We start from the raw sequence: 21,249 nt of genomic DNA, 5'->3' as shown, positions 1-21,249 counted from the left end.
ATGACTCCCCTTTTGCAGTCCATTCGCGTCAGGGTGCAGGCAAAAGACGCATGCAAAAACGCCCCACGGCAAGGCCGTGGGGCGTTCTGTTTTCGATGTTCTATTTCGACGTTCAGTCTTTTCGAAGCTCAGTCCTTTCGCTGAGCCGTCTTGGCGACTGGCTTGTCAGGTGCGCGTGACACTGCGCATGGTGACGAACTCTTCCGCTGCCGTCGGGTGAATGCCCACGGTCAGGTCGAAGTCGGCCTTGGTCAGGCCGGCACGCACGGCGATGCCGATGCCTTGCATGATCTCACCGGCTTCATCACCGACCATGTGCACGCCGACAACCTTGTCGCTGGCATCATCGACGATCAGCTTCATCAGGCTGCGTTCATCGCTGCCGGATAGAGTGTGCTTGAGCGGACGGAAATCGGCGGTGTAGACGCGGATGCTGTCGAACTTCTCACGCGCGGCTTCTTCGCTGAGGCCGACGGTACCGATGTTCGGATGACAGAATACCGCTGTCGCGATGCTGTCATAGTCCAGGCCACCCACGACACCGTCGCCGAAGTGCGCACGCACCAGGTGCATGGCCTCTTCAAGCGCCACCGGCGTCAGTTCCGGGCCACCGATGATGTCACCCAGCGCGAGAATGGATGGGGTGGTGGTCTCGAAGCGCTCGTTGACGCGTACGGTGCCATCGACATTCAGCGCCACATCGACATTCTCGAGCCCCAGGCCTTCGATGTTCGGCTTGCGCCCGGTGGCGGCGAGGATGCAATCCACTTCCAGCACCTGGCCATCGCTCAGGCGCACGCTGTAGACGTCGCCCTGCTTGTCGATGGACTCGACCGTGGTGTTGAAGTGCAGGTTGACGCCCTTCTTGGCCATCTCGTCACGCGTGAACTCGCGCACTTCGTTGTCGAAGCCGCGCAGGAACAGGTCGCCGCGATAGCTCAGATGCGTCTCGGCACCCAGGCCATTGAAGATGCTGGCGAACTCGACGGCGATATAGCCACCACCGATGACGAAGAAGCGCTTCGGGAAGCTTTCCAGATCGAAGATGCGGTTGGAATCCAGCGCATGTTCACGACCCGGGAAGTCCGGCAGGAACGGCCAGCCCCCGGTGGCGACCAGAATCTTGGCCGCGGTGTGGCGCTCGCCATTGACGACGACGGTGTTGGCATCGGCGATGGTGGCACGGCCTTCGATCAGCGTGGCGCCGGAATTGTTGAGCAGATTGCGATAGATACCGTTCAGACGAGAGATCTCGGCGGTCTTGCGATCGCGCAGGGTCGCCCAGTCAAAGCGAGGGGCGTCCCCCAGATCCCAACCGAAGCCGGCGCTGTCCTTGAAGGAGTCATGGTAGTGGGCAGCGTAGGAGTAGAGCTTCTTGGGCACGCAACCGACATTGACACAGGTACCGCCGAGGTAGCGGTCTTCTGCCACGGCAACGCGGGCGCCGGTCGCGGCGGCGGTCCGGGCGGCACGAACGCCGCCGGAACCGGCACCAATGACGAACAGGTCGAAGTCAAACTGGCCTGTCGCAGGCTGATGGGTCTGATCGGTCACGGGAATCTCCTTGATGAATTGGCCACATGGTATCAGGACTCGTGCGGCCTCGGGAGTCCCGTGTCGCTGGGCACGGTTACCCGCGTTTCGGCCTTCAGGTTGACCCTGTGGCCTGTGACACGGTAAATATGTCTCACAAGCATGTTAGACAAAAGTTACAACGTGCTGGCACAGGGGCAAGTTCCGTCATTGGCGAAGCGCTACGCGGGCGCGTAACATTGTTGTTCTTAACACTGTCGCTCGTCGCATCAGCGCTCTGATGTCTTCCTGACGCTGAAGTGAATGCCTGCCTGTTGGCCTGAGCCAAGAGGCTCTCCGCCCGAGAGGCATCACGGCCAACGCCTCTGTGTGAGAACTATCCCTGCCCCCGTCATTTGAAAAAGTGGTCTCCCTGCCATGAGCAATATCGAAAAGCTGCTTGAGCAAAACAAGGTCTGGGCTGAATCCATGACCGAGCGCGACCCTGAGTTCTTCAAGCGCCTCTCGGACCAGCAGAATCCTGACTTTCTGTGGATCGGCTGCTCGGATTCCCGCGTACCGGCCAACCAGATCATCGACCTGCCGCCCGGCGAAGTCTTCGTTCATCGCAATGTCGCCAACCTGATCCACTACAACGACATGAACGCGTTGTCGGTGATCCAGTACGCCGTCGATGTCCTGAAGGTCGAGCACATCATGATCGTCGGCCATTACGGTTGTGGTGGCGTGCGTGCCTCGATCACCGGCGGTGACAATGGCATGGTCGACTACTGGCTTCACACCCTGCGTGAGCTCTACAACCTGCACTATGACGAGCTCAAGGACCTACCGCTGGATGAGCAGGTCGACCGCATGTGCGAACTCAATGTCCGCTCTCAGGTGCAGAACCTGGCCAGAACCAAGATCCTGCAGCGTGCTTGGGAGCGCGGTCAGAAGCTGGAAGTGCACGGCTGGGTCTACGGCCTTTCCGATGGTCGAGTGAACAACCTCGATTGCACCATCAGCAATCTGTCACAGGTGCCGCAGCTGTATCGCGTGGACCGCATCGAGCCTTTGCCCCAGCAGGACTGAGCAGGCCAGCCTGACCTGATCCAGCTGCCGATGCCGCAGGGTACCGGTAGAATCGTCAGCAGTGCCTCCAACGCGCCTCCCATTCGGGAGGCGCGTCGCGTTTCAGGCCTGCCTCTTTTCAAGACTGGCTCTCAGTCGCCTTACCTCAAACGCTCCTCCCCGTGCCAGTGCTTGATCGCGAGTGCTTGTCAGCGGCGACTGCCCTGGCGCCTGTCGGCCTGATCTCCAATGTGCTGACTTGCAATGTTCCGATCACCCTATGGCTTGGCGTCTATTGAATGGGATCAGGGCTAGCGATCATCTGCGCTGGGAAGTCTTTCACGTGCTTTCAGCGCACCGTTTGTGAATTTTACAGCGCAGGATCGGCCTCGCAGGCCTTCGTGGAGGGCCTCAGAGGCGCAACTTTGGTCGCAGAACGCCATGCGCACCAATCAAGTGCAGAGGCTGCACTCATTGAAAAATCACTGCGTACCCTGGCGGCTTTTCTGCCGTTGATGGCATTTGTTTATCGCTAGGTGGCGTGAAGCCTGGTTGGCAGTATTCAGCGTATGCAATGTCTCTCAACCAGGCGCTGTCGGCTGACGGAACTGACACACATCACGGCCGTACCGTCTACGAAAAACTTTCCAGTCCTCGATTATTGCGCCAGGCCCAAGTGACTAATTCTATTGTAATTTAATTATCTTGAAGGCTTGAAGAATGAACGAGGCAGGCCAGTGTCACGGTGGCTTTCCTTGCACGTGGCATTGCTGAATCGCCCCGTATAGCCTTGGCAGAAAGCGCGCGCAGCTCACGTCGTTATCGAGGTGAAAAATGACAACGCCGTGTGACATCCGGGGTGTCACTTCATCCCTGCCAAACCTTGCACCAGCCTGGATGACGTTGCGCCGCGAGGAAAAGGCTATTCACCACCTGAATCCGGCTACTCAACATTTCGATTGTCTCCATGCAGCCAGCCTCACTACTGTGAAAGCGCATCCTTGCGTGATGTCCTGACAGGGACAACGCGAAGAGAGCCCACAAGAACAACCAAACATCACAAGCAAAGGGAAGCTCATGACCCGTCAGAATGCCTTCCAGACCCTCTTCCACAAGAAGACCCTGTGCGCGCTGATCGGCAGCGCGACATTGGCCATGGCGGCTCCGGCAATGGCCGAAGACGTCACCCTGCGCATGGCCTACGACGCTGACCCCGTGACCCTCGATATCCACGAACAGCTCTCCGGCGGCACCCTGCAGCTGTCGCACATGGTGTACGACCCGCTGATTCGCTGGAACAAGGATCTCGGCTTCGATGGCCGCCTGGCCAAGAGCTGGGAGCGTGTCGATGACAACACCATGCGCTTCCACCTGCGCGAAGGTGTCAAGTTCCACTCCGGCAATGACTTCTCCGCCAAGGATGTGGTCTGGACCATCGAGCGCCTCAAGAAGAGTGCCGACTTCAAGGCAATCTTTGCGCCCTTCACCGAGGTCAAGGCCGTCGATGACTACACCGTGGACCTGGTGACCGAGAAGCCCTTCCCGCTGGTGCTGAATGCCGCCACCTACATCTTCCCGATGGACAGCGCCTTCTATACCGGTGAGACCGAAGACGGCAAGGCCAAGGACGAGATCGCCAAGGCCGCCAACACCTTCGCCTCGCGCAATGAATCCGGTACCGGCCCCTACAAGGTTACCGACCGCCAACAGGGCGTGAAGATCAGTTTCGAGCGTTTCGAGGATTACTGGGACACCGAATCCCCGGGCAACGTCGATGACATCGTGCTGACCCCGATCAAGGAAAACGCCACGCGCGTCGCGGCGCTGCTCTCCGGCGACATGGACTTCATCGCGCCGGTACCGCCGACCGATCTGGAACGCATTCGCAAGCAGGACGGCGTGCATCTGGTCGAGATGGGCGGCACCCGCATCATCACCTTCCAGATGAACCAGGAGCGTGTCGAAGCCTTCAAGGACAAGCGCGTCCGTCAGGCCGTCAACTACGCCATCAATCAGGAAGGCATCGCCCAGAAGCTGATGAAAGGCTTCGCGACGCCCGCCGCCCAGATGTCCCCGGATGGCTATCAGGGCCACAACCCCGAGCTGACGCCGCGCTATGACGTGGCCAAGGCCAAGGAGCTGATGAAGGAAGCCGGCTACGAGGATGGCTTCGAGATCAGCATGATGGCGCCCAACAACCGCTATGTGAACGACGCCAAGATCGCCCAGGCCGTGGCCTCGATGCTGGCCAGGATCAATATCAAGGTCGATCTGAAGACCCTGCCCAAGGCCCAGTACTGGCCGGAGTTCGATGCGCGTGCGGCTGACATGATGATGATCGGCTGGCACTCGGATACCGAAGACAGTGCAAACTTCTTCGAATTCCTGACCTTCTGCCCGGACGCCGACAGCGGTGTCGGCCAGTACAACTCAGGCAACTACTGCAACCCGGACGTCGACAAGATGGTCACCGAGGCCAACCTGGAGACCGATACCGACAAGCGCGCCAAGATGCTGCAGGCCGCCGAGAAGGCCGTCTACGACGACGCCGGTTTCGTGCCGCTGCACTGGCAGAACCTGGCCTGGGGGGCGCGTGATGGCGTCAACATCGAGCCGGTCCTCAACGTGATGAACTTCCCGTACCTGGGGGATCTGGTCATCGACCAGGAGTGATCCCGCCGCGTGAGTGAGGGACAGACACTGAACCGCCTTGCATCGTTCAGTGCCATGTTTCTGGCCACGAACCCCTTGCGATAGGCAAGTCAGGCAACCGGAGATAGCCAAAGCGAACTCTCTGGTTGCCCTGCTGACCTGAACGCGACGACTTACCCTCGCCTGTTCTTCCCCTTTGGTCATCGCCTCTCGGTGATGGGTTGGGGAGCCTGTGCCCAGTGTCAGGCCAGCGACAGGCGGGATACCTGACACCCAGCGTGATCGGTCAGCATGGCCAGGGCCGACACGCGCGAGACCGTGATGTTCACGAGGAAGGTGGCGATCCATGATTGCCTTTCTGATCAAACGCCTGATGCACGCCGTACTGGTCATGTTCGTGATCAGCATCATCAGCTTCGCCATCCAGGACAACCTGGGCGATCCGCTGCGCGAGATGACCGGCCAGGCCGTGTCGGAAGCCCAGCGTGAAGTCATGCGCGATGAAATGGGCCTCAACGACCCCTTCATCACCCAATATCTGCGTTTTGCCGGCAATGCCCTGCAAGGGGACCTCGGCACCTCGTATTTCTACAAACAGCCGGCGACCGAGGTGATTCTCAAGCACCTGCCAGCCACGCTGGAACTGGTGATGGCCTCGAGCCTGATCATCATCCTGCTGTCTGCCCCCATCGGGGTGTTCGCAGCGATCCGTCCACGAAACTGGCTGTCCCGCCTGTTCATGGGCACCTCGATCATCGGTATCTCGGTGCCGGTCTTCCTGACCGCCATCGTGTTGATCCAGCTGTTCGCGATCGGCGTGACGGTGGACTGGTTCCCCAGCGACACCACCTGGGGCAGTGTCCTGAACGGCATGCTTTCCACCGATGGCGGCATGCCCTCCTACGGACGTGGTGAGCTGGTGCACGTCGCGGGCACCTGGTCGAGCGGCTTCTTCACCGCCGATGGCCTCTGGCACCTGGTGCTGCCGGCCATCTCGCTGGCCTCGATCATGCTGCCGCTGTTCATCCGCCTGATTCGTGCCGAGATGATGGAAGTGCTGCAGTCGGACTACATCAAGTTCGCGCGCGCCAAGGGCATCGGCCTCAAGCGTATCTACTTCCTGCACGCACTGAAGAACACCATGTTGCCGGTGATCACCGTCGGCGGCGTGCAGATCGGCACCATGGTGGCCTACACCATCCTGACCGAGACCGTCTTCCAGTGGCCGGGCATGGGCCTGATGTTCCTCGAGGCCATCACCCGCTCCGACATCCCGCTGATCGTGGCCTATCTGATGATGGTCGGCGTGATCTTCGTGATCACCAATACCCTCGTCGATCTGATCTACGGACTGGTCAACCCCACCGTCAAGCTTGCGGGGAAACCGGCATGAGCCAATCCAACACCCAATCGAGCAACGCGCCCGTCACCCCGAAGACCAGTTCCATCGTGGTCCCCGGCCGTTGGCAGCGTTTCCGCGAGTCCTATCTGGTCTACAGCTTCAAGCGTGACTGGATGGCTCAGGCCTGTCTGCTGGTGTTCATCGCCATGGTGCTCGGGGCCTTCCTCGCGCCGTGGATCGCTCCGGCTGACCCCTATGACCTGGCCAGTATCGACATCATGAACTCGGAGCTGCCGCCGGCGTGGATGGCGGGCGGTGATCCGGCCTTCCTGCTGGGCACCGATGCCCAGGGGCGAGATCTGCTCTCCACCATTCTCTACGGCACGCGCGTGTCACTGCTGATCGGCTTCGGCGCGGTCATCCTGCAGGCGCTGCTCGGCGTGACCTTCGGGCTGCTGGCGGGCTATCTGGGCGGGCGTATCGATGCCTTCCTGATGCGCATGGCCGATATCCAGCTATCGTTCTCGACCCTGATGGTGGCCATCGTGGTGGGTGCCATCATCAAGGCGACCTTCGGTGGCGCCGCCTTCTCGGACTACGCGCTGATCCTGTTGATCCTGATCATCGGGCTGGCGGAATGGCCGCAGTATGCGCGTACCGTCCGCGCCTCGGTGCTGGCGGAGAAGAACAAGGAATACGTCGATGCCGCGCGGGTGATGGGCTTCCGCTCCCGTCGCATCATGTTCCGTCACATCCTGCCCAACACCCTGTCGCCGATCTTCGTCATCTCCACGGTGCAGATCGCCAACGCGATCATCTCGGAGGCGGCGCTGTCCTTCCTCGGTCTTGGCATGCCGGAGACCCAGCCGTCGCTGGGGTCACTGATCAAGTCTGGCTTCGACTATCTGCAGTCGGGTAGCTGGTGGATCACGCTGATCCCCGGTGGCGTACTGATCGTGCTGGTCCTGGTCATCAACCTGCTGGGCGACTGGCTACGTGATGTCATGAACCCGCGTCTCTACAAGGGCTGAAGCCGAGAGGAGTCAAGACAATGGCACTACTTGAAGTCAACAATCTCGACGTCCGCTTCGCCATGCGAGGCGGTGAGGTGCGCGCCCTGCGCGACGTCAGTTTCACCCTGGAACGCGGTGAACGGCTGGGGATCGTCGGTGAGTCGGGGGCCGGCAAGTCGGTCGCGGCCTTCACCATCCTGAATCTGATCGCCAAGCCGGGCTACATCGCCGGCGGCGAAATCAAGTTCGATGGGGAAGTGCTCAACACCCTCAAGCCCAAGGCGATGCAGTCGATTCGCGGCAACCGCATCTCGATGATCTTCCAGGACCCGATGATGACGCTCAACCCGGTGTTGACCATCGGCGAGCAGATGATCGAGTGTCTGAAGGCGCACCGTCGCATCTCCCGCAAGGATGCGCGCGCCATCGCCCTGCACAAGCTCAATCAGGTCTTCATTCCCTCACCGGAGAAGCGCCTGGATCAGTACCCCCATGAGCTGTCCGGTGGCATGCGACAGCGCATCATCATCGCCATCGCGCTGCTGCTGGACCCGGACATCATCGTCGCCGATGAGCCGACCACCGCACTGGATGTGACCATCCAGGCCGAGATCATGGAGCTGTTGCTGCTGCTGTGCGAGAAGCACAACGTCGGGCTGATCCTGATCACCCACGATCTGGGGGTGGTCAGCCAGGTCACCCAGCGCACCCTGGTGATGTATGCCGGGCGTGTCATCGAACAGGGTCCGACCCGCGAGATCATCAATGATGCTCAGCACCCCTACACCCAGGGGCTGATCAACGCCCTGCCCCAGATGGCCACTCCGGGCAGCCGTCTGAACCAGATTCGTGGCTCGATGCCGACCCTGACCAAGATTCCGGCCGGTTGCGCCTTCAATCCGCGCTGTGATTTCGCGGCGAATGTCTGCCTCGAGAAAGTGCCGGCCTTTGCCCATTCCGGCAACTGCAAGGTGGCCTGCCATATGGTCGATGCCATGGTGGCCGGCGAGCGCTGGACCCCGATCATCTCCGATGCCAACGGCAATGGCACCACACCCACTGACAGCCACCGCACGGAGGTGAACGCATGAGCGCGGCAATTCTGAAGGACGCTCAGTCCTCCTCCCAGGCATCCACCCGTGTGGATAGCGCCGAGCTTGGCGAAACCCTGGTGGAAATCCGTGATCTCGAGAAGCGCTTCTCGTTGTCCGGCGACTTCCTCGAGCAGCTGACCTTCGAGAAGGGACGCCTGCGTCGCAAGCAGGAATATGTGCACGCCATCAATGGCGTCACGCTGGATGTCAAGCGCGGTGAGGCGCTGTGCGTGGTCGGGGAATCCGGCTGTGGCAAGTCGACGGTCGCACGGACCGTGATGGGGCTTCTCAAGCCCAGCGGTGGAGAGATCCGTTTTGACGGTACCCGCATCGATGACATGGCCCCGCGGGACCTGCTGCCCTACCGTCGTCGCATGCAGATGATCTTCCAGAATCCCTATGCGTCGCTGAATCCACGTATGACCATCCAGCAGACCCTGGAGGAGCCGCTGCGCTTCCATCAGCCGAACCTCAAGGATGGCGAGATCCGTGACAAGATCGAGGAGGTCATGCGCTCGGTGGGCATTGACCCCGACTGGGGCAAGCGCTTCGCCCATGAATTCTCCGGCGGGCAGCGTCAGCGTATCTCGATCGCGCGCGCACTGGCGGTGGACCCGGAATTCATCGTCGCCGATGAGCCGATCTCGGCGCTGGACGTGTCGATCCAGGCCCAGGTGCTCAACCTGATGATGGAGGCGCAGGAGCAACGCAACCTGACGTATCTGTTCATCACCCATGATCTGGCCGTGGTCGAGCACTTCGGCACCCGCGTTGCGGTGATGTATCTGGGCACGCTGTGCGAGCTGGCGGACACCCGTTCACTGTTCGCCCGTCCGCGTCACCCCTATACCCAGGCGCTGATGTCGGCGATCCCGCGCCTGCATGACGACAAACCCAATCACATTCGCCTCGAGGGCGAGGTGCCGACGCCGGTCAATCTGCCTTCGGGCTGTGTCTTCCATGGCCGTTGTCCGCATGCCAATCAGCGTTGCCGCACGGAGATTCCGCGCCTGATCGCCACGGACACCGGTCAGGTCGCCTGCCACGCCGTGGAGGAAGGCCGCATCGACTGATGGGATGGCAGTGACGAAAGTGGTGACGGCGATGTAATGGGCGCCATCGATCATTGTGTTTCCGGCCTCAAGCAAGGAAAGACCGCGCAAGGTTGCCATTGTCATCGGCAACCTTGCGTCTTGCCCTCATTGACGATTGCATCTCGCGTTTTGTGTGGGCAAGATTTCGCACATCCGCGATTGACCAACAGGTCAATTGACGCCATTGCCCACGATGCTAGAAGAAGATTCAGCGTGGCACCGGGCCCCGATGACGCATCCCCAAGATACTCTGGTGTGACACGTCCGAAGAGATGTGCGCCCGACCTCCTGACATGGCCTGTTCCCAGGCCGACGAGGCACTCCGATTACATGGAAATTCGCTGGCTCGAAGATTTCATCGTTCTGGCTCAGACCCGACATTTCTCGCGGGCTGCCGATGCACAGAATGTCTCTCAGCCCACCTTTTCCCGCCGCATCAAGTTGCTGGAAGAGGAGATGGGCACCACCTTGATCAATCGTCAGACCCTGCCGCTGTCGCTCACTCCCGCCGGAGACGAGTTTCTCCAGCTGTGCGAGCAGATCACCGAGCGCGTGCGCATCACACGCGAACGCCTGCAGGACATGGCCCAGCAGCAAGCCAGCAAGATATCGCTGGGGGCACCGCAGTCTCTGGTGTCGCACTTCCTGCCCGATTGGCTCGATCAGCTTCAGCTGCGTGAACAGGTGCTGCCCTATCTGCGTGCCACCGGCTGGCTGGCGGCCGACTATTTCCACGGCCTGGATCGCGGCGAATGTGATCTGGCGCTGTGCTATTGGCCCCAGGCACGTGTCGATCTCGGCTTTGAGCTGGACAGCTACCAATACCTGGTAGTCGGCGAAGAAACCTTCATTCCGCTGTGTGCGCCCGGCGCGGATGGTAACCCCCGCCATCAGTTGCCGGGCACACGGCGCAATCCGCTGCCGTTCATCAGCCCGCATCCGCGCGCCGTCGTCGCCACCTCGCTGATGGCGCATCTCGCTCAGGTCCCGATTCAGGCGCACCTGGTCACCATGAACGAGAATATCCAGGCGGCCAACATCAAGGCACTGGTGTTGCAGGGCTATGGCATCGGCTGGTTGCCGCAGCGACTGGCCGCAGAAGAAATCGCCTGCGGCAAGCTGGTGCGTGCCGGTGACTCGCGCTGGGATCTTGGCCTGCATATTCGCCTGTATCGCCCGCGCGTGCCGCGCCACGACAGTGTCAGTGAACTCTGGCACCAGCTGGAAGCCCATTTCTCGTGAGTCATCCGGGCAGGAGGGGCGACGGCTCAGCGGCACTCTCCTCTCTCCTTCATCCCCTCATTCTCCACCACACCACGCCATTGACGCTCACTTCTCCATGTCAGGCGTGACGACCGTTTGCAAGGAAACATGATGTCCGACAGCCAGCTCAACGACCCGACCATCACCCACGCCGCGGCACACCGCGCCCATCTGGCGGCGCTGCAAACAGGCTACGAAGTCGCCATGCAGCAGCACGATCTAGAGGCCATCGTGCTGCACAGTGGCAAGCCGAAGCGGCATTTCGCCGATGATCAGGATGCAAGCTTCAAGTCGCATGCTCATTTTCTGCACTGGGTGCCGATGGCGGGTCTCAGCGATAGCTGGCTGGTGATTCGTCCGGGCGAGCGTCCGACGCTTTACCTCTATACCCCCGATGACTTCTGGCATCTGTCACCCAGCCTGCCGACGTCAGACACTGCGCCCTGGGCCGAGCAGTTCGAGATCGTCCATCTGCGCAAGCCGACACTGCCACAGCGTCCCGAGGGCCGCGTGGCGCTGCTGGGCGAGATCGCTGAGCTTCAGCCGCAGGTGGTCAGCGAACTTGAGGCACTGCCCAACCCGGTCGGCCTGGTGCGCCAGCTCGACGAGGGGCGCGTCTGCAAGAGCGAATTCGAGATCGCCTGTCTTAAAGAAGCCAGCCTGCGCGCCGCGCGTGGCCATCTGGCTGCCCGACGTACCTTCATGGAAGGCGGTGCGGAGCTCGATATCCAGTTGGCCTATCTTGGCGCGTCTCGCCAACGGGAATCGGATGTGCCCTACGGCAATATCGTGGGTCTCAATGCGCATGCCGCGGTTCTGCATTACCAGCATTATGGTTTACAGGCTCCTGCTGCCCGTCACAGCCTGCTGGTGGATGCCGGCGCCAGCGTGCACGGCTATGCCTCTGACATCACGCGCAGCTGGGCGGGCGACGATGCGCTGCCGCTGTATCGCGCCCTGATCGAGGGTGTGGAAGCGCTGCAGAAGCGTCTGATCGCAAGACTCGCGCCCGGGGTGGACTACGTCGACTTGCACCTCGAGATGCATCGCGAGCTGGGTGAGCTGCTGCGGGAGCTGGGCGTGGTGTCGCTGCCCGCTGAAGATCAGGTTGCACAAGGGATCACGGCAGCCTTCTGCCCGCATGGTCTCGGGCATCTGCTGGGGCTGCAGGTCCATGATGTGGCGGGCTGCATTCCTGATCACACCACCGGCGATATCCGTCATCCGCCGCAAGGTCACCCGATGCTGCGCCTGACGCGTGTGCTCGAGACCGGCATGGCCATCACCATCGAACCGGGTTGCTACATCATCCCCATGTTGCTGGAGCCGCTGCGCAACGATGCACGCGGTGAGCATATCGACTGGAAGTTGGTCGAGGCTTTGGCTCCGCATGGTGGTGTGCGTATCGAAGACAATCTGGTCATCACCGCAGACGGTGCCCTCAATTTGACACGCAGCCCGGCGACAGGTCTGTAATCAGGCCTGTCACGACGCCGTCGGCCCCCTCGCTGTAACACTTGCGGTCACGTCTGCCTCACGCCGCCATGGGTCTTGTGCCGATGGCGGCTTTTTGTCGCGTGACCCAAGGCTGAGTATTCGAGCGCCAGGCCGGGAATGTGATCCAAGGCGAGCTAGCCCCATTGGCGTCGATGCGTATGCTGCACTGCGACTAGCGATTGGCGTCGCCAAGTGAAATGATGCCAACGACATCCGTGTAGAAATTCCTGTCAGATCTTGCTGCAGGCCACCGCCATCAAGGGCATGCCCATCACCCGATTACCAACGTCATCGCCCAGGCCTGCCACTGGAGCTACCTCACATGCCGCACTCCATCTTCACGTCAGAGTTTCGCCCTGCCCTTGGCCTGCGCAATCGCCATGTCCAGACCTTGTTGCCCCGCCTTCTGCCCCGCGCGCCCCTGAGTCGTCGCACCGAGATTCTCAATCTTCCCGATGGTGACTTCGTCGAGCTCGCCTGGGTCATCAGTGACGGTCATGAAAAGCATGAGCGTACGACGGCCCTGAGCGAGGATGCGCCTCTGTTCGTGCTGTTTCATGGCCTTGAGGGTGACTTGAGCTCGCCCTACGCCCGTGAGCTGCTCAATGCTGCCGCTCGAATGGGCTGGCGACCGGTGATGATGCATTTCCGTGGCTGCGGGCAATCTCCCAACCGCCTGCCACGCGCCTATCACAGCGGGGATACCGCAGATGCCTATTGGGTGCTCGGCGAGCTGGGGCGACGTTATCCGCACGCCATCAAGGTCGCCTGTGGCGTATCACTGGGCGCCAACATGCTGCTCAAGCTGGTGGCTGAACAAGGCGGTGATGGCCTGGACCTGGCTGGCGCGATCGCCATCAGCGCCCCGCTGGATCTGGCGGCCAGCGCGGATGTGCTCAATCACGGCTTCTCGCGCCTTTACCAGCGCCATCTGCTCAAGGGCCTGAAGGCCAAGGTGGCGGCGAAGCTTGCCAATGGCCCGCTACCCATCTCGATCGGAGCGCATCAGTTGACCCAGCTGAACAGTTTCTGGGCCTATGACAACGAAGTTACCGCGCCCCTGCATGGCTTCACTTCGGCGAGTGATTACTACACGCGCTCCTCGGCGGGCCGCCTGCTGAGCGAGATCGAACTGCCGACCCTGATTCTGCAATCACTGGATGATCCCTTCATGCCACGCGATCTGTTCGCACGCTTCCACCAACCCTCCGAGGCCGTGCGTATCGAGCTCAGTGAGCGCGGTGGGCACGTCGGCTTCGTCGAATGGCGCCGTGGGCGACTTAGCTCTTGGCTGGCTCGCCGTGTCAGTCAGCAGCTGGAGGCCTGGAGCGGGCTACCCAAGCCGCAAGCGCAGGCCGAGGTGCAGAGCGAAGCGCACTGAGCTATCTGTACTGAGCTACCTGCATTGAACTGGCGTGCATTGAACTGGCGTGCATTGAACTGGCGGGCATTGAACTGGCGGGCTTGACTACCACTCAGGCACCACCACGCATTCCCCTCCCTGGTTGCCTTGTCCTTGGGGCATTTCTTGCCTTTTTTGCTTCTTCCACCCTTGCTCGCCTTCCCACCCTCAGATCCGGTGGAAAGCCCTGAGCCCTGACTACGACCGTATGCGTTTTGGGATAGTCAAATTTAGAGCATTAAAAACGATAACGGTATACAGGATGATGGAGTGAAGGGTGACACGGATCACTGTCACGATTCAGGGAGAATGGTAGACTGCGCGCCCACCCTACGTTCAAGACTCTACTGGCCTGATAATGAACCTGATTTTTCGCCTGGTGCTCGGCATCGTGGCTGGCATACTACTGGGGCCATGGGCTCCCGAATCCCTGATCCGCACCCTGCTGACCTTCAAGGTACTGTTCGGTGAGCTGCTGGAATACGCCATTCCGCTGATCATCCTGTTCTTCATCATGAGTGGGATCGCTCGTCTCGAGCGCTCCTCGGGCCGTCTGCTGACCCTGACCATCGTGCTGGCCTATGCCTCGACGACGCTGGCAGGCCTGTTGGCGGGCATCGTTGGCCTGGAGGTCGTGCCGCATATCGTGCAGCAGGACCAGCTGCCGGTCAGTCATGCCATCAAGCACTTGAGCCCCTATTTCACGCTGGATATTCCGCCGCTGACCGATATCAGCACCGCCCTGGTGACGGCCTTCCTGTTCGGCATCGGTATTTCCGCCACCGAGCATGACGGCATGCGTCAGCTGGCCGACGGCGGCCGCGATATCGTCGAGCGCTTCATCGCCAAAGCGTTGATTCCTGCCCTGCCGTTCTATATCGCCGGCCTGTTCTGCGAGATGACGATCGCCGGCACGGTGGCCAATACCCTCAAGAGCTTCGGCATGATCCTGCTGCTGGCGCTGACCTTGCATTGGCTGTGGCTGAGCTTGCTCTACGTCACCAGCGGCACCAGCACCGGCCGCTCACCCATGAGGGCGCTGGCCCACATGCTGCCCGCCTACTTCACCGCCGCCGGTACCATGTCTTCCGCGGCCACGATTCCGGTTACCGTGCGCCAGATGCACCTCAATCACATCTCCCCATCCGTGGCGAGCTTTGCGGTACCGTTGCTGGCCACCATCCACATGTGCGGCAGTGCTATCACGCTGACCGTGTGCGCCATTGGCGTGATGCTGGTCACTCCCTCACTGGCAACGCCCGAGCTCACCGCGCTGCTGCCGTTCATCGCCGCGCTGGGGGTGACAATCATTGCCGCGCCCGGCTCGCCCGGCGGGGCCGCAGTGACCTCGGTGGGGGTATTGCAGAGCCTGCTGGGCTTCGATGCCGCCGCCGTCGGCCTGATGATGGCGCTCTATCTGGCGCAGGACAGCTTCGGTACCGCGTGCAACGTCACTGGCGATGGTGCCCTGGTACAGTGGATCGACCGCTTTGCAGAAGCCGAGCAGGATCGACAGCGCTACCGCTGACACCGTGCATCGCAGCGCCTGACCGAAAGCTGCTCCAGACAGACAAAAGCCTCATGGTGGCCGTGAACTTCGCGGCGACCATGAGGCTTTCGTGTTTCTCAGCGGTAATCTCTCAGCACAGTCTCGTGGCAGCCATGTCCTGCCTGTCTTGAGACTGTGCCAAACTGTCAGCCGATGGGACAGCTGATTCCCGTGCCTTTCAGACCGCAGTAGCCACCCGGATTCTTGGCCAGATACTGCTGGTGATATTCCTCGGCGTAGTAGAACTCGCGCAGCGGTGCGACCTCGGTGGTGATGCGGCCGAGACCGGACTGATCCAGCGCCTGCTGGTAGTCGGCCATGCTCTTCTCGACGATGGCGCGCTGGTCTTCGCGGGTGTAATAGATCGCGCTACGGTACTGATTGCCGATGTCATTGCCCTGACGCATGCCCTGGGTCGGGTCATGGGCCTCGAAGCTGGCCCGCAGGATCTCCGGCAGACCGATCACCGTTGGGTCAAAGATCACGCGTACGACCTCGGTGTGGCCTGTCTTGCCGGTGCAGGTCTCTTCATAGCTCGGATTCGGCGTATAGCCGCCGGCATAGCCGACCGCCGTCACCTTGACACCCGGCAGCTGCCAGAATAGGCGCTCGGCTCCCCAGAAGCAGCCCAGCCCCAGCACGATCTCCTCACACTCACTGTCGAACGGCGGTACAATCGAGCGGCCATTGACGTGATGAACGCCGCTGATGCGAACCGCTTCACTGCGCCCTGGCAAGCTGTCCTGCGCTGAAGGAATGGTCTGCTTATCTTCCGTTATCCACATGGCGGACTCTCTCCTGTGTCGCGTCGTGCAATCGTGTATAGGTTCAATGATGTCATCTCTGCCCCCCAAGATCTGCCCCTGCCAGCCCAATAGTGCTGAGGCGCGACGCTACGTCGATTGCTGTCAGCCGATTCATGCTGACATCACCCGCGCCGAACGCCCCGAGCAATTGATGCGCGCCCGCTACAGTGCCTTCTGCCTGTCGCTCAGCGATTTCCTGATCGACAGCTGGGACCCGGCCCATTGCCCGGCACGCGCCGATCTCGAAGGTGCTGGCCCGCAATGGCTGGCATTGGAGATTCTGGACAGCGGACAAGATGCCGATACCGGCATGGTACGCTTTCATGCCACCTTCTTCGAGCAGGGAAAGTTCCAACAATTGCAAGAACTTAGCCGCTTCCATCACGATGGCCATCACTGGCGTTATGTCGACGGTGATGCCGAGTGGCAGACACTGACGCCAGGGCGCAACAGCCTGTGTCCCTGTGGCAGCGGCAAGAAGATCAAGCGTTGCTGCACTGCGTGACCGTCAGCGTCTTGTGCTGACGCGCGTGCGCTTGAGATTGAGTTCTCGAGCATAAGCGTTGCGAGCCCTTCGAAACGAGCGCTTTAAGACAAGCTCATTGAAACGCCCCCTCCAAAACGAGACAGCCCCCACCGAACCTGTCGATGGGGGCTGAAGCTTAGGCAATCAATTGGCCTGACGTGTCATCTGTCCTTGCCGACTCTGGGCGCCAGCTCGCTGCGGCCCAGCGAGAAGCTGTAGAGCAGATCCACAGCCTGCGCCGTGCCTGACACCGCTTCGGCATACAGATTGCGGAACAGCTTGTAGCGCAGCGTCAGCTCCGCGATCGGCGAGAACAGCCCGACGCCGTAACTGAGCTTCAGGTCCGGGGCGATATAGCCGCTGACCACCACTTGGCTGTCATCGCCGCTGCCGGAGCTATCCAGACTCAGGTCGCGCACACCGAAGGTTTCCCCGATCTGGCCGACCACCTGACCACTTTGCGCCAGCGACATGCCGATCAAGGCGGACGTGACCGCACTGTCACTGCTGGTGTCGCTGTCCAGGCCTTCACCGCGCAGCAGATAACTCAGTGCCGAGGATTCATCCATCGACGGGTCCGAGAAGATCTCGACGCTGGGCGACGAGGCAAGTCCGGTCACACGCACCCCTGCGGTCACGTCGTCCTCGGTGTTGTCAGGATCACGGATCGCCTCGATATTCAGACGCGGGCTAGAAGGCGGTCCGGCCAGCAAGACCTGCCCCTTGCTGATCTGCAGGTCCTGCCCGAAGCTCTTGTAGGTTCCGTCGACCAGATTGACCTCACCGAAGACCTGCACGCCGCCCTTGGACTGGCGCACATCGAGATCGCCTCTGAGCTTGGTCTTGAGCCCCATCGCCTCCAGGCGTGCATCCGGCCCGATATGGATGCCGATACGCACATCCAGCGCCATGCCGGCCTCGTTGAGCGCCTTGGCGGTATCGCTGCCATCGGCGAGCTCGGCCGGGTTGGAGGTGTCCTCATCACTGGGACGTTCGATGATGATGGTGTCACTGGAGGGTGACACGGCAGACGGCGGCACCTGGTCCACTTCGATGCGTGTCCACGGCACCTTGACGTCACCCCGCAGCTTGAGCAGCGTAGGGCTGGCATTGATCTCGAGATCCGGCGCGACGCGCATGCGGCCGATCCCGGCGATATGCAGCTCGAGCGGATTCTTCGCACCGTCGAGGTTCAATGATGCCGTCCAGTCCTCAAGCGTCGGCCAGGCTGCCTCGCCATCGATGCCCCAGCGCGCATCATTGCCCACCAGATAGCCATCGATATCGGCACTGTTGCCATCGAAGTCGACGGTGAACTGGGCATCCGACAGCGACACCGGCAGGCCTTCGCCCTGCACCTTGACGCCGGTCAGCGCGATCGGGCCGGTCAGCGACGGCAGGCTCAGGTTGCCGCCGACCTCGACGTCACCCGCCAGCTTGCCTTCCAGCTGAGTCATGCCCGCCACCAGCGGACGATACGGCGAAAGGTCGATGTCGCGAATGGCCAGCGAACCATCCAGCTGACCTGCGCCCGCCGGGTCGAGGACCGACACGGTGAGACCGATGCCGCCAGCGCTGTCGAGGCGAATCTGGGTATCGAGATCGGCCTTGTCGGGCGTGGCCTCCAGCGCCAGTTGCAGGGTGGTCTCGGGCAGAGACCAGGCATTGCCGTCGGCGTCTTCGCCGGCCAGCGTCAACTTGCCCGCCAGCTCCGCGTCAGCATTCCAGCGTTGGCCACCCTGCTTCCAGCTTGCCGTGATCTTGCCGCCCGTGGCACCGCCGATGGTCCAGCTCTCCGGCATGACGCTCTGGGCCATGTCCAGCGGAATCCCCTCGAGCGTCACCACGGCCTGACCGTCATTGCCCGCGCTCAAGGGCTCGGCGACACAGATCTGGCCGCCCTGTTCACGACTCAGGCAGAACGGCTGCACCAGCACGCTACCCTTGGCGAGATTGGCATCGAAGCTCGCCGGCGTGTCGAAGTTGAAGTCCCCGAAATCGGTATTCGCCGTCAGCGGAGACAGCGCACCGCGATAATGCTCACGCGCCTTGTCGAGCCCACCTTTGAGAGTCAGCCCCAGACGAGACAACGGCATCTCACCGGCCATCTCGGTATCGAACTGCAGGGTGTGATCGCTCAGGAAGCCTCCCAGCGTCAGCGCGACCGTAGCGATCTGCTGTCCGCCAGCTCTGACATCATCGGCATTCAGAGCGATATCCAGTGCCGGGTCATCAATCCCCCGCTTGCGGGCATCGACCCCGGCCGACAGCGCCAAGTCGGAGATACGGTTCTCACCGATCTGCAGGCGCCGTGCGGTGAAGTTGCTGGCCAGCTGAGGCTTGTCGAGCGTGCCCGAGGCATCGATCTTGCCCTTAAGCTCACCCGCGATATCCGGCATCAAGGTCGAGAGCGCCGGAAAATCGATGTTGGCCGCTAGGGTGATGGTCTTGGCAATCTTGCCTTTGGCGCTCAGCCGGTTCTGGCCCTGACGCAGCTCCAGCGCGTTGACGTTCCATTGCATGTCGGCATTGCCTGAAAGCTTGCCAGTCAGCGTGAGCGGACGCTCGAGCAAGGTGCCGTGGATATCCAGCTTGCTGACATCGACGGCCCACGGTCCTTGCTGCGGCTGTTGGAAGCTGGCCACGAGATTGCCGCTCAGCTCACCACGCACGGCTTTCTGACCGCCCCCGGTCGGAGCCGGCAGCAAGTCTTCGGGATGCAGCTTGTCGAGGGCCAGCTCGGCGGCGACCTGGATACCTTCCTGCCAGTGAATCTCGCCACGGGTGGTCGCGGAGCCACGCTTGAGCGCGATCTTGAGCGGCTGCCAGCGGTAATGCTCGAGATCGCCGTCGCCTGCCAATGACAAGGTGGCGCGCGGAATGTCACGCCCCTCGATGATGGCGTCCAGCGTGGTCGTATACCCCAACAGTGAGCCCTTGGCGACCAGCGCCAGATTCTCGACGCTATAGTCAGGCGTGAAGGAGGCAGCGGCAGCGGTGCCGGACGTATTCTTGCCATCTTTGGCTTGAGTCGCTGTCTGAGCGCCCGTCTGCGCATCCGCGGGGGTGTCATCGGAGGCATCAGTGACGGCAGCAAAGGGCCAGGTGATCCGCTCGGAGCTCAGGCGCGCCTCGAAGGGCAGATCACTGTCCAGTACATCCGCGCTGGCCACAAGCTCAGCGGCCAGTGGGCCGTCGGCCTTGAGAGAGGCTTCAAGATCCGCCAGCGAGCCTTCCAGAGACAGGCGCAGCTTTTCATGACGCACGGGGTCAATCAGGGTCTCGGCATTGAGCGTGGCGCTCAGCGGATACTCGCCCTTCAAGGTGACCTGCGCCACGAGATCGGCGTTCACGTCGCGGGAATCGACCTCGAGACGCGAGAGCGTGATGTCATGCCCTTCCGCCTTGAGTGCCAGCGACAGGCGACTGACCTCATACGGGCTTGGCCCCTTGAGCGCAAAGTCTTCAATGGCGAGGTCGGGAACCTCGATGGTCAGCGGAAGATAGACTTCCGGCAAGGCGATGCGCCCGGCCTGTGCTGGCTCATCCGTGGTTTCAGCGGCAGACGTGTCAGATACTTCTGCGGCGTCATCCGTGATGGCCTTGTTCGAGATGGTCTCATTCGAGATGGCCTTGGCGGCGCTCTCGGCTTGAGACGCCACGACCTGAGTGTGGACCACTTCACTTGCCGCTTGCTGAGCCTCAGGCGTGATGCTCACTCCCTCGAGGCTGGCAGTGTCTGACGTCGTTTGCGCCGCGGCGGCATCGGCGGGAATGAAACGACTGGTGATCAGGCGTGTCTCGCCAAGCGTCAGCGTACTCACTGACAGCGCGGCCGAGGTATGGAAATGATCAAAGGTGACGCGACTGCCATCCGCCAGCGCCAGGGCGAAGTCATCAATGGCAACCTTGCGCACCTCGATGGGAATCGGCACCACGATGGGCACGTTGAGACTCTCGCCGCTCTCCGCTTCCGGTTCAGTGCTGGCACCGTTATCGCTCAGGGTGATCGCGAGACCACTGGACTCCAGCGACTCGAGGCACAGCTTGCCCTTGAGCAGACAGTCCTCGCCCCAGACCAGTGACAGCGAGTCGGCATTGACGGCCAGCCCCGGCAGGTCCAGCGAGACGTCCTTGAGTGACAGCGCTTCCAGCGGTGAGCCAGAGGCCCGGGAGTAATCGATGAAGCCACGCGAGCGCGCCTGATCGAGCACCAGCCCGGTGCCCCACGGGGACAGCACGCCCCCGACCAGCAGCATCGTCAGCCCGATCAGGAACACGAGCAGCCATATCAGCAACCGGATGACCAGGCCGCCCCGACGTACATAGGGATTAGACAATTCCAACATCTCCATAGCTTTTTATCAGCTCGCCCGCTCAGCTGAGGGTCCTTTGCTAGCGCTTGATCCGCACGACACTCGTTTTAGA

At 61.5% G+C, this 21,249-nt stretch carries 14 protein-coding genes; 11 read left to right on the top strand and 3 right to left on the bottom strand.

Going from position 1 to position 21,249, the window contains the following annotated elements; genetic code table 11:
* Positions 1-165 precede the first annotated feature (165 nt).
* Positions 166-1,554, bottom strand: coding sequence for a glutathione-disulfide reductase (gene gorA, locus AC5WNJ_RS08425; protein ID WP_285460843.1), 1,389 nt, complete (start codon positions 1,552-1,554; stop codon positions 166-168).
* A gap of 396 nt (positions 1,555-1,950) precedes the next feature.
* Here gorA and can point away from each other — a divergent pair, with 396 nt between their 5' ends.
* The 10 genes from can (at position 1,951) to AC5WNJ_RS08375 (ending at position 15,468) form a co-directional block, all read left to right on the top strand.
* Entirely contained in the window at positions 1,951-2,604 is a 654-nt protein-coding gene (gene can / locus AC5WNJ_RS08420; protein WP_043334249.1) for a carbonate dehydratase, read from the top strand.
* A 1,056-nt stretch (positions 2,605-3,660) separates the two neighbouring features.
* On the top strand, positions 3,661-5,256 hold the full coding sequence (locus AC5WNJ_RS08415) for an ABC transporter substrate-binding protein (protein ID WP_495931011.1): 1,596 nt from the start codon (positions 3,661-3,663) through the stop codon (positions 5,254-5,256).
* Between the two features lie 325 nt (positions 5,257-5,581).
* On the top strand, positions 5,582-6,628 hold the full coding sequence (locus AC5WNJ_RS08410; RefSeq protein WP_175088773.1) for an ABC transporter permease: 1,047 nt from the start codon (positions 5,582-5,584) through the stop codon (positions 6,626-6,628).
* The gene (locus tag AC5WNJ_RS08405) at positions 6,625-7,608 is read left to right on the top strand and encodes an ABC transporter permease (RefSeq protein WP_052384673.1); all 984 of its coding nucleotides are present in this window, start codon (positions 6,625-6,627) and stop codon (positions 7,606-7,608) included. Before AC5WNJ_RS08410 ends, AC5WNJ_RS08405 begins: the two co-directional genes overlap by 4 nt.
* Positions 7,609-7,628: 20 nt before the next feature.
* Positions 7,629-8,681, top strand: coding sequence for an ABC transporter ATP-binding protein (locus AC5WNJ_RS08400; protein WP_495931010.1), 1,053 nt, complete (start codon positions 7,629-7,631; stop codon positions 8,679-8,681).
* Complete coding sequence (locus tag AC5WNJ_RS08395) at positions 8,678-9,757, top strand: ABC transporter ATP-binding protein (RefSeq protein WP_495931009.1); 1,080 nt, start codon at positions 8,678-8,680, stop codon at positions 9,755-9,757. The genes AC5WNJ_RS08400 and AC5WNJ_RS08395 overlap by 4 nt, the downstream gene beginning before the upstream one ends.
* A 351-nt stretch (positions 9,758-10,108) precedes the next feature.
* Positions 10,109-11,020, top strand: a complete 912-nt coding sequence (locus tag AC5WNJ_RS08390; RefSeq protein WP_495931008.1) for a LysR family transcriptional regulator — start codon at positions 10,109-10,111, stop codon at positions 11,018-11,020.
* Positions 11,021-11,152: 132 nt separating this feature from the next.
* Positions 11,153-12,517 carry a Xaa-Pro dipeptidase gene (gene pepQ / locus AC5WNJ_RS08385; protein WP_495931007.1) on the top strand — a complete coding sequence of 455 codons (1,365 nt, stop codon included), beginning with the start codon at positions 11,153-11,155 and terminating at the stop codon, positions 12,515-12,517.
* A gap of 343 nt (positions 12,518-12,860) precedes the next feature.
* Positions 12,861-13,919 (top strand): hydrolase, encoded by a 1,059-nt coding sequence (locus tag AC5WNJ_RS08380; RefSeq protein ID WP_495931006.1) that lies wholly within the window; start codon positions 12,861-12,863, stop codon positions 13,917-13,919.
* A gap of 379 nt (positions 13,920-14,298) precedes the next feature.
* A complete protein-coding gene (locus AC5WNJ_RS08375; protein ID WP_495931005.1) occupies positions 14,299-15,468 on the top strand; it encodes a dicarboxylate/amino acid:cation symporter in 1,170 nt (389 codons plus the stop codon).
* A 167-nt stretch (positions 15,469-15,635) separates the two neighbouring features.
* Here AC5WNJ_RS08375 and msrA read toward each other — a convergent pair whose 3' ends face one another.
* Positions 15,636-16,274 (bottom strand): peptide-methionine (S)-S-oxide reductase MsrA, encoded by a 639-nt coding sequence (gene msrA / locus AC5WNJ_RS08370; RefSeq protein WP_495931004.1) that lies wholly within the window; start codon positions 16,272-16,274, stop codon positions 15,636-15,638.
* 49 nt (positions 16,275-16,323) lie between these two features.
* Between msrA and AC5WNJ_RS08365 the strand changes: the two genes are divergently transcribed.
* Positions 16,324-16,800, top strand: coding sequence for a YchJ family protein (locus AC5WNJ_RS08365; RefSeq protein ID WP_495931003.1), 477 nt, complete (start codon positions 16,324-16,326; stop codon positions 16,798-16,800).
* A gap of 182 nt (positions 16,801-16,982) precedes the next feature.
* On the opposite strand, the gene tamB is transcribed toward AC5WNJ_RS08365, so the two are convergent.
* Entirely contained in the window at positions 16,983-21,161 is a 4,179-nt protein-coding gene (tamB, locus tag AC5WNJ_RS08360) for an autotransporter assembly complex protein TamB (RefSeq protein ID WP_495931002.1), read from the bottom strand.
* Positions 21,162-21,249 lie beyond the last annotated feature (88 nt).

Source organism: Cobetia sp. PDI-23MA, assembly GCF_059507735.1.
The sequence above is the reverse complement of the archived record's forward strand: the minus strand, read 5'-3'. Positions and strand labels throughout refer to the sequence as shown.

What these genes read in the sequence shown, in the direction of transcription:
- AC5WNJ_RS08375 (WP_495931005.1), top strand. Translation starts at nt 14,299, where the DNA reads ATGAACCTGATTTTTCGCCTGGTGCTCGGCATCGTGGCTGGCATACTA.
- AC5WNJ_RS08365 (WP_495931003.1), top strand. Translation starts at nt 16,324, where the DNA reads ATGTCATCTCTGCCCCCCAAGATCTGCCCCTGCCAGCCCAATAGTGCT.
- msrA (WP_495931004.1), bottom strand. Translation starts at nt 16,274, where the DNA reads ATGTGGATAACGGAAGATAAGCAGACCATTCCTTCAGCGCAGGACAGC.
- pepQ (WP_495931007.1), top strand. Translation starts at nt 11,153, where the DNA reads ATGTCCGACAGCCAGCTCAACGACCCGACCATCACCCACGCCGCGGCA.
- AC5WNJ_RS08395 (WP_495931009.1), top strand. Translation starts at nt 8,678, where the DNA reads ATGAGCGCGGCAATTCTGAAGGACGCTCAGTCCTCCTCCCAGGCATCC.
- AC5WNJ_RS08410 (WP_175088773.1), top strand. Translation starts at nt 5,582, where the DNA reads ATGATTGCCTTTCTGATCAAACGCCTGATGCACGCCGTACTGGTCATG.
- AC5WNJ_RS08390 (WP_495931008.1), top strand. Translation starts at nt 10,109, where the DNA reads ATGGAAATTCGCTGGCTCGAAGATTTCATCGTTCTGGCTCAGACCCGA.
- AC5WNJ_RS08415 (WP_495931011.1), top strand. Translation starts at nt 3,661, where the DNA reads ATGACCCGTCAGAATGCCTTCCAGACCCTCTTCCACAAGAAGACCCTG.
- can (WP_043334249.1), top strand. Translation starts at nt 1,951, where the DNA reads ATGAGCAATATCGAAAAGCTGCTTGAGCAAAACAAGGTCTGGGCTGAA.
- AC5WNJ_RS08405 (WP_052384673.1), top strand. Translation starts at nt 6,625, where the DNA reads ATGAGCCAATCCAACACCCAATCGAGCAACGCGCCCGTCACCCCGAAG.
- AC5WNJ_RS08380 (WP_495931006.1), top strand. Translation starts at nt 12,861, where the DNA reads ATGCCGCACTCCATCTTCACGTCAGAGTTTCGCCCTGCCCTTGGCCTG.
- AC5WNJ_RS08400 (WP_495931010.1), top strand. Translation starts at nt 7,629, where the DNA reads ATGGCACTACTTGAAGTCAACAATCTCGACGTCCGCTTCGCCATGCGA.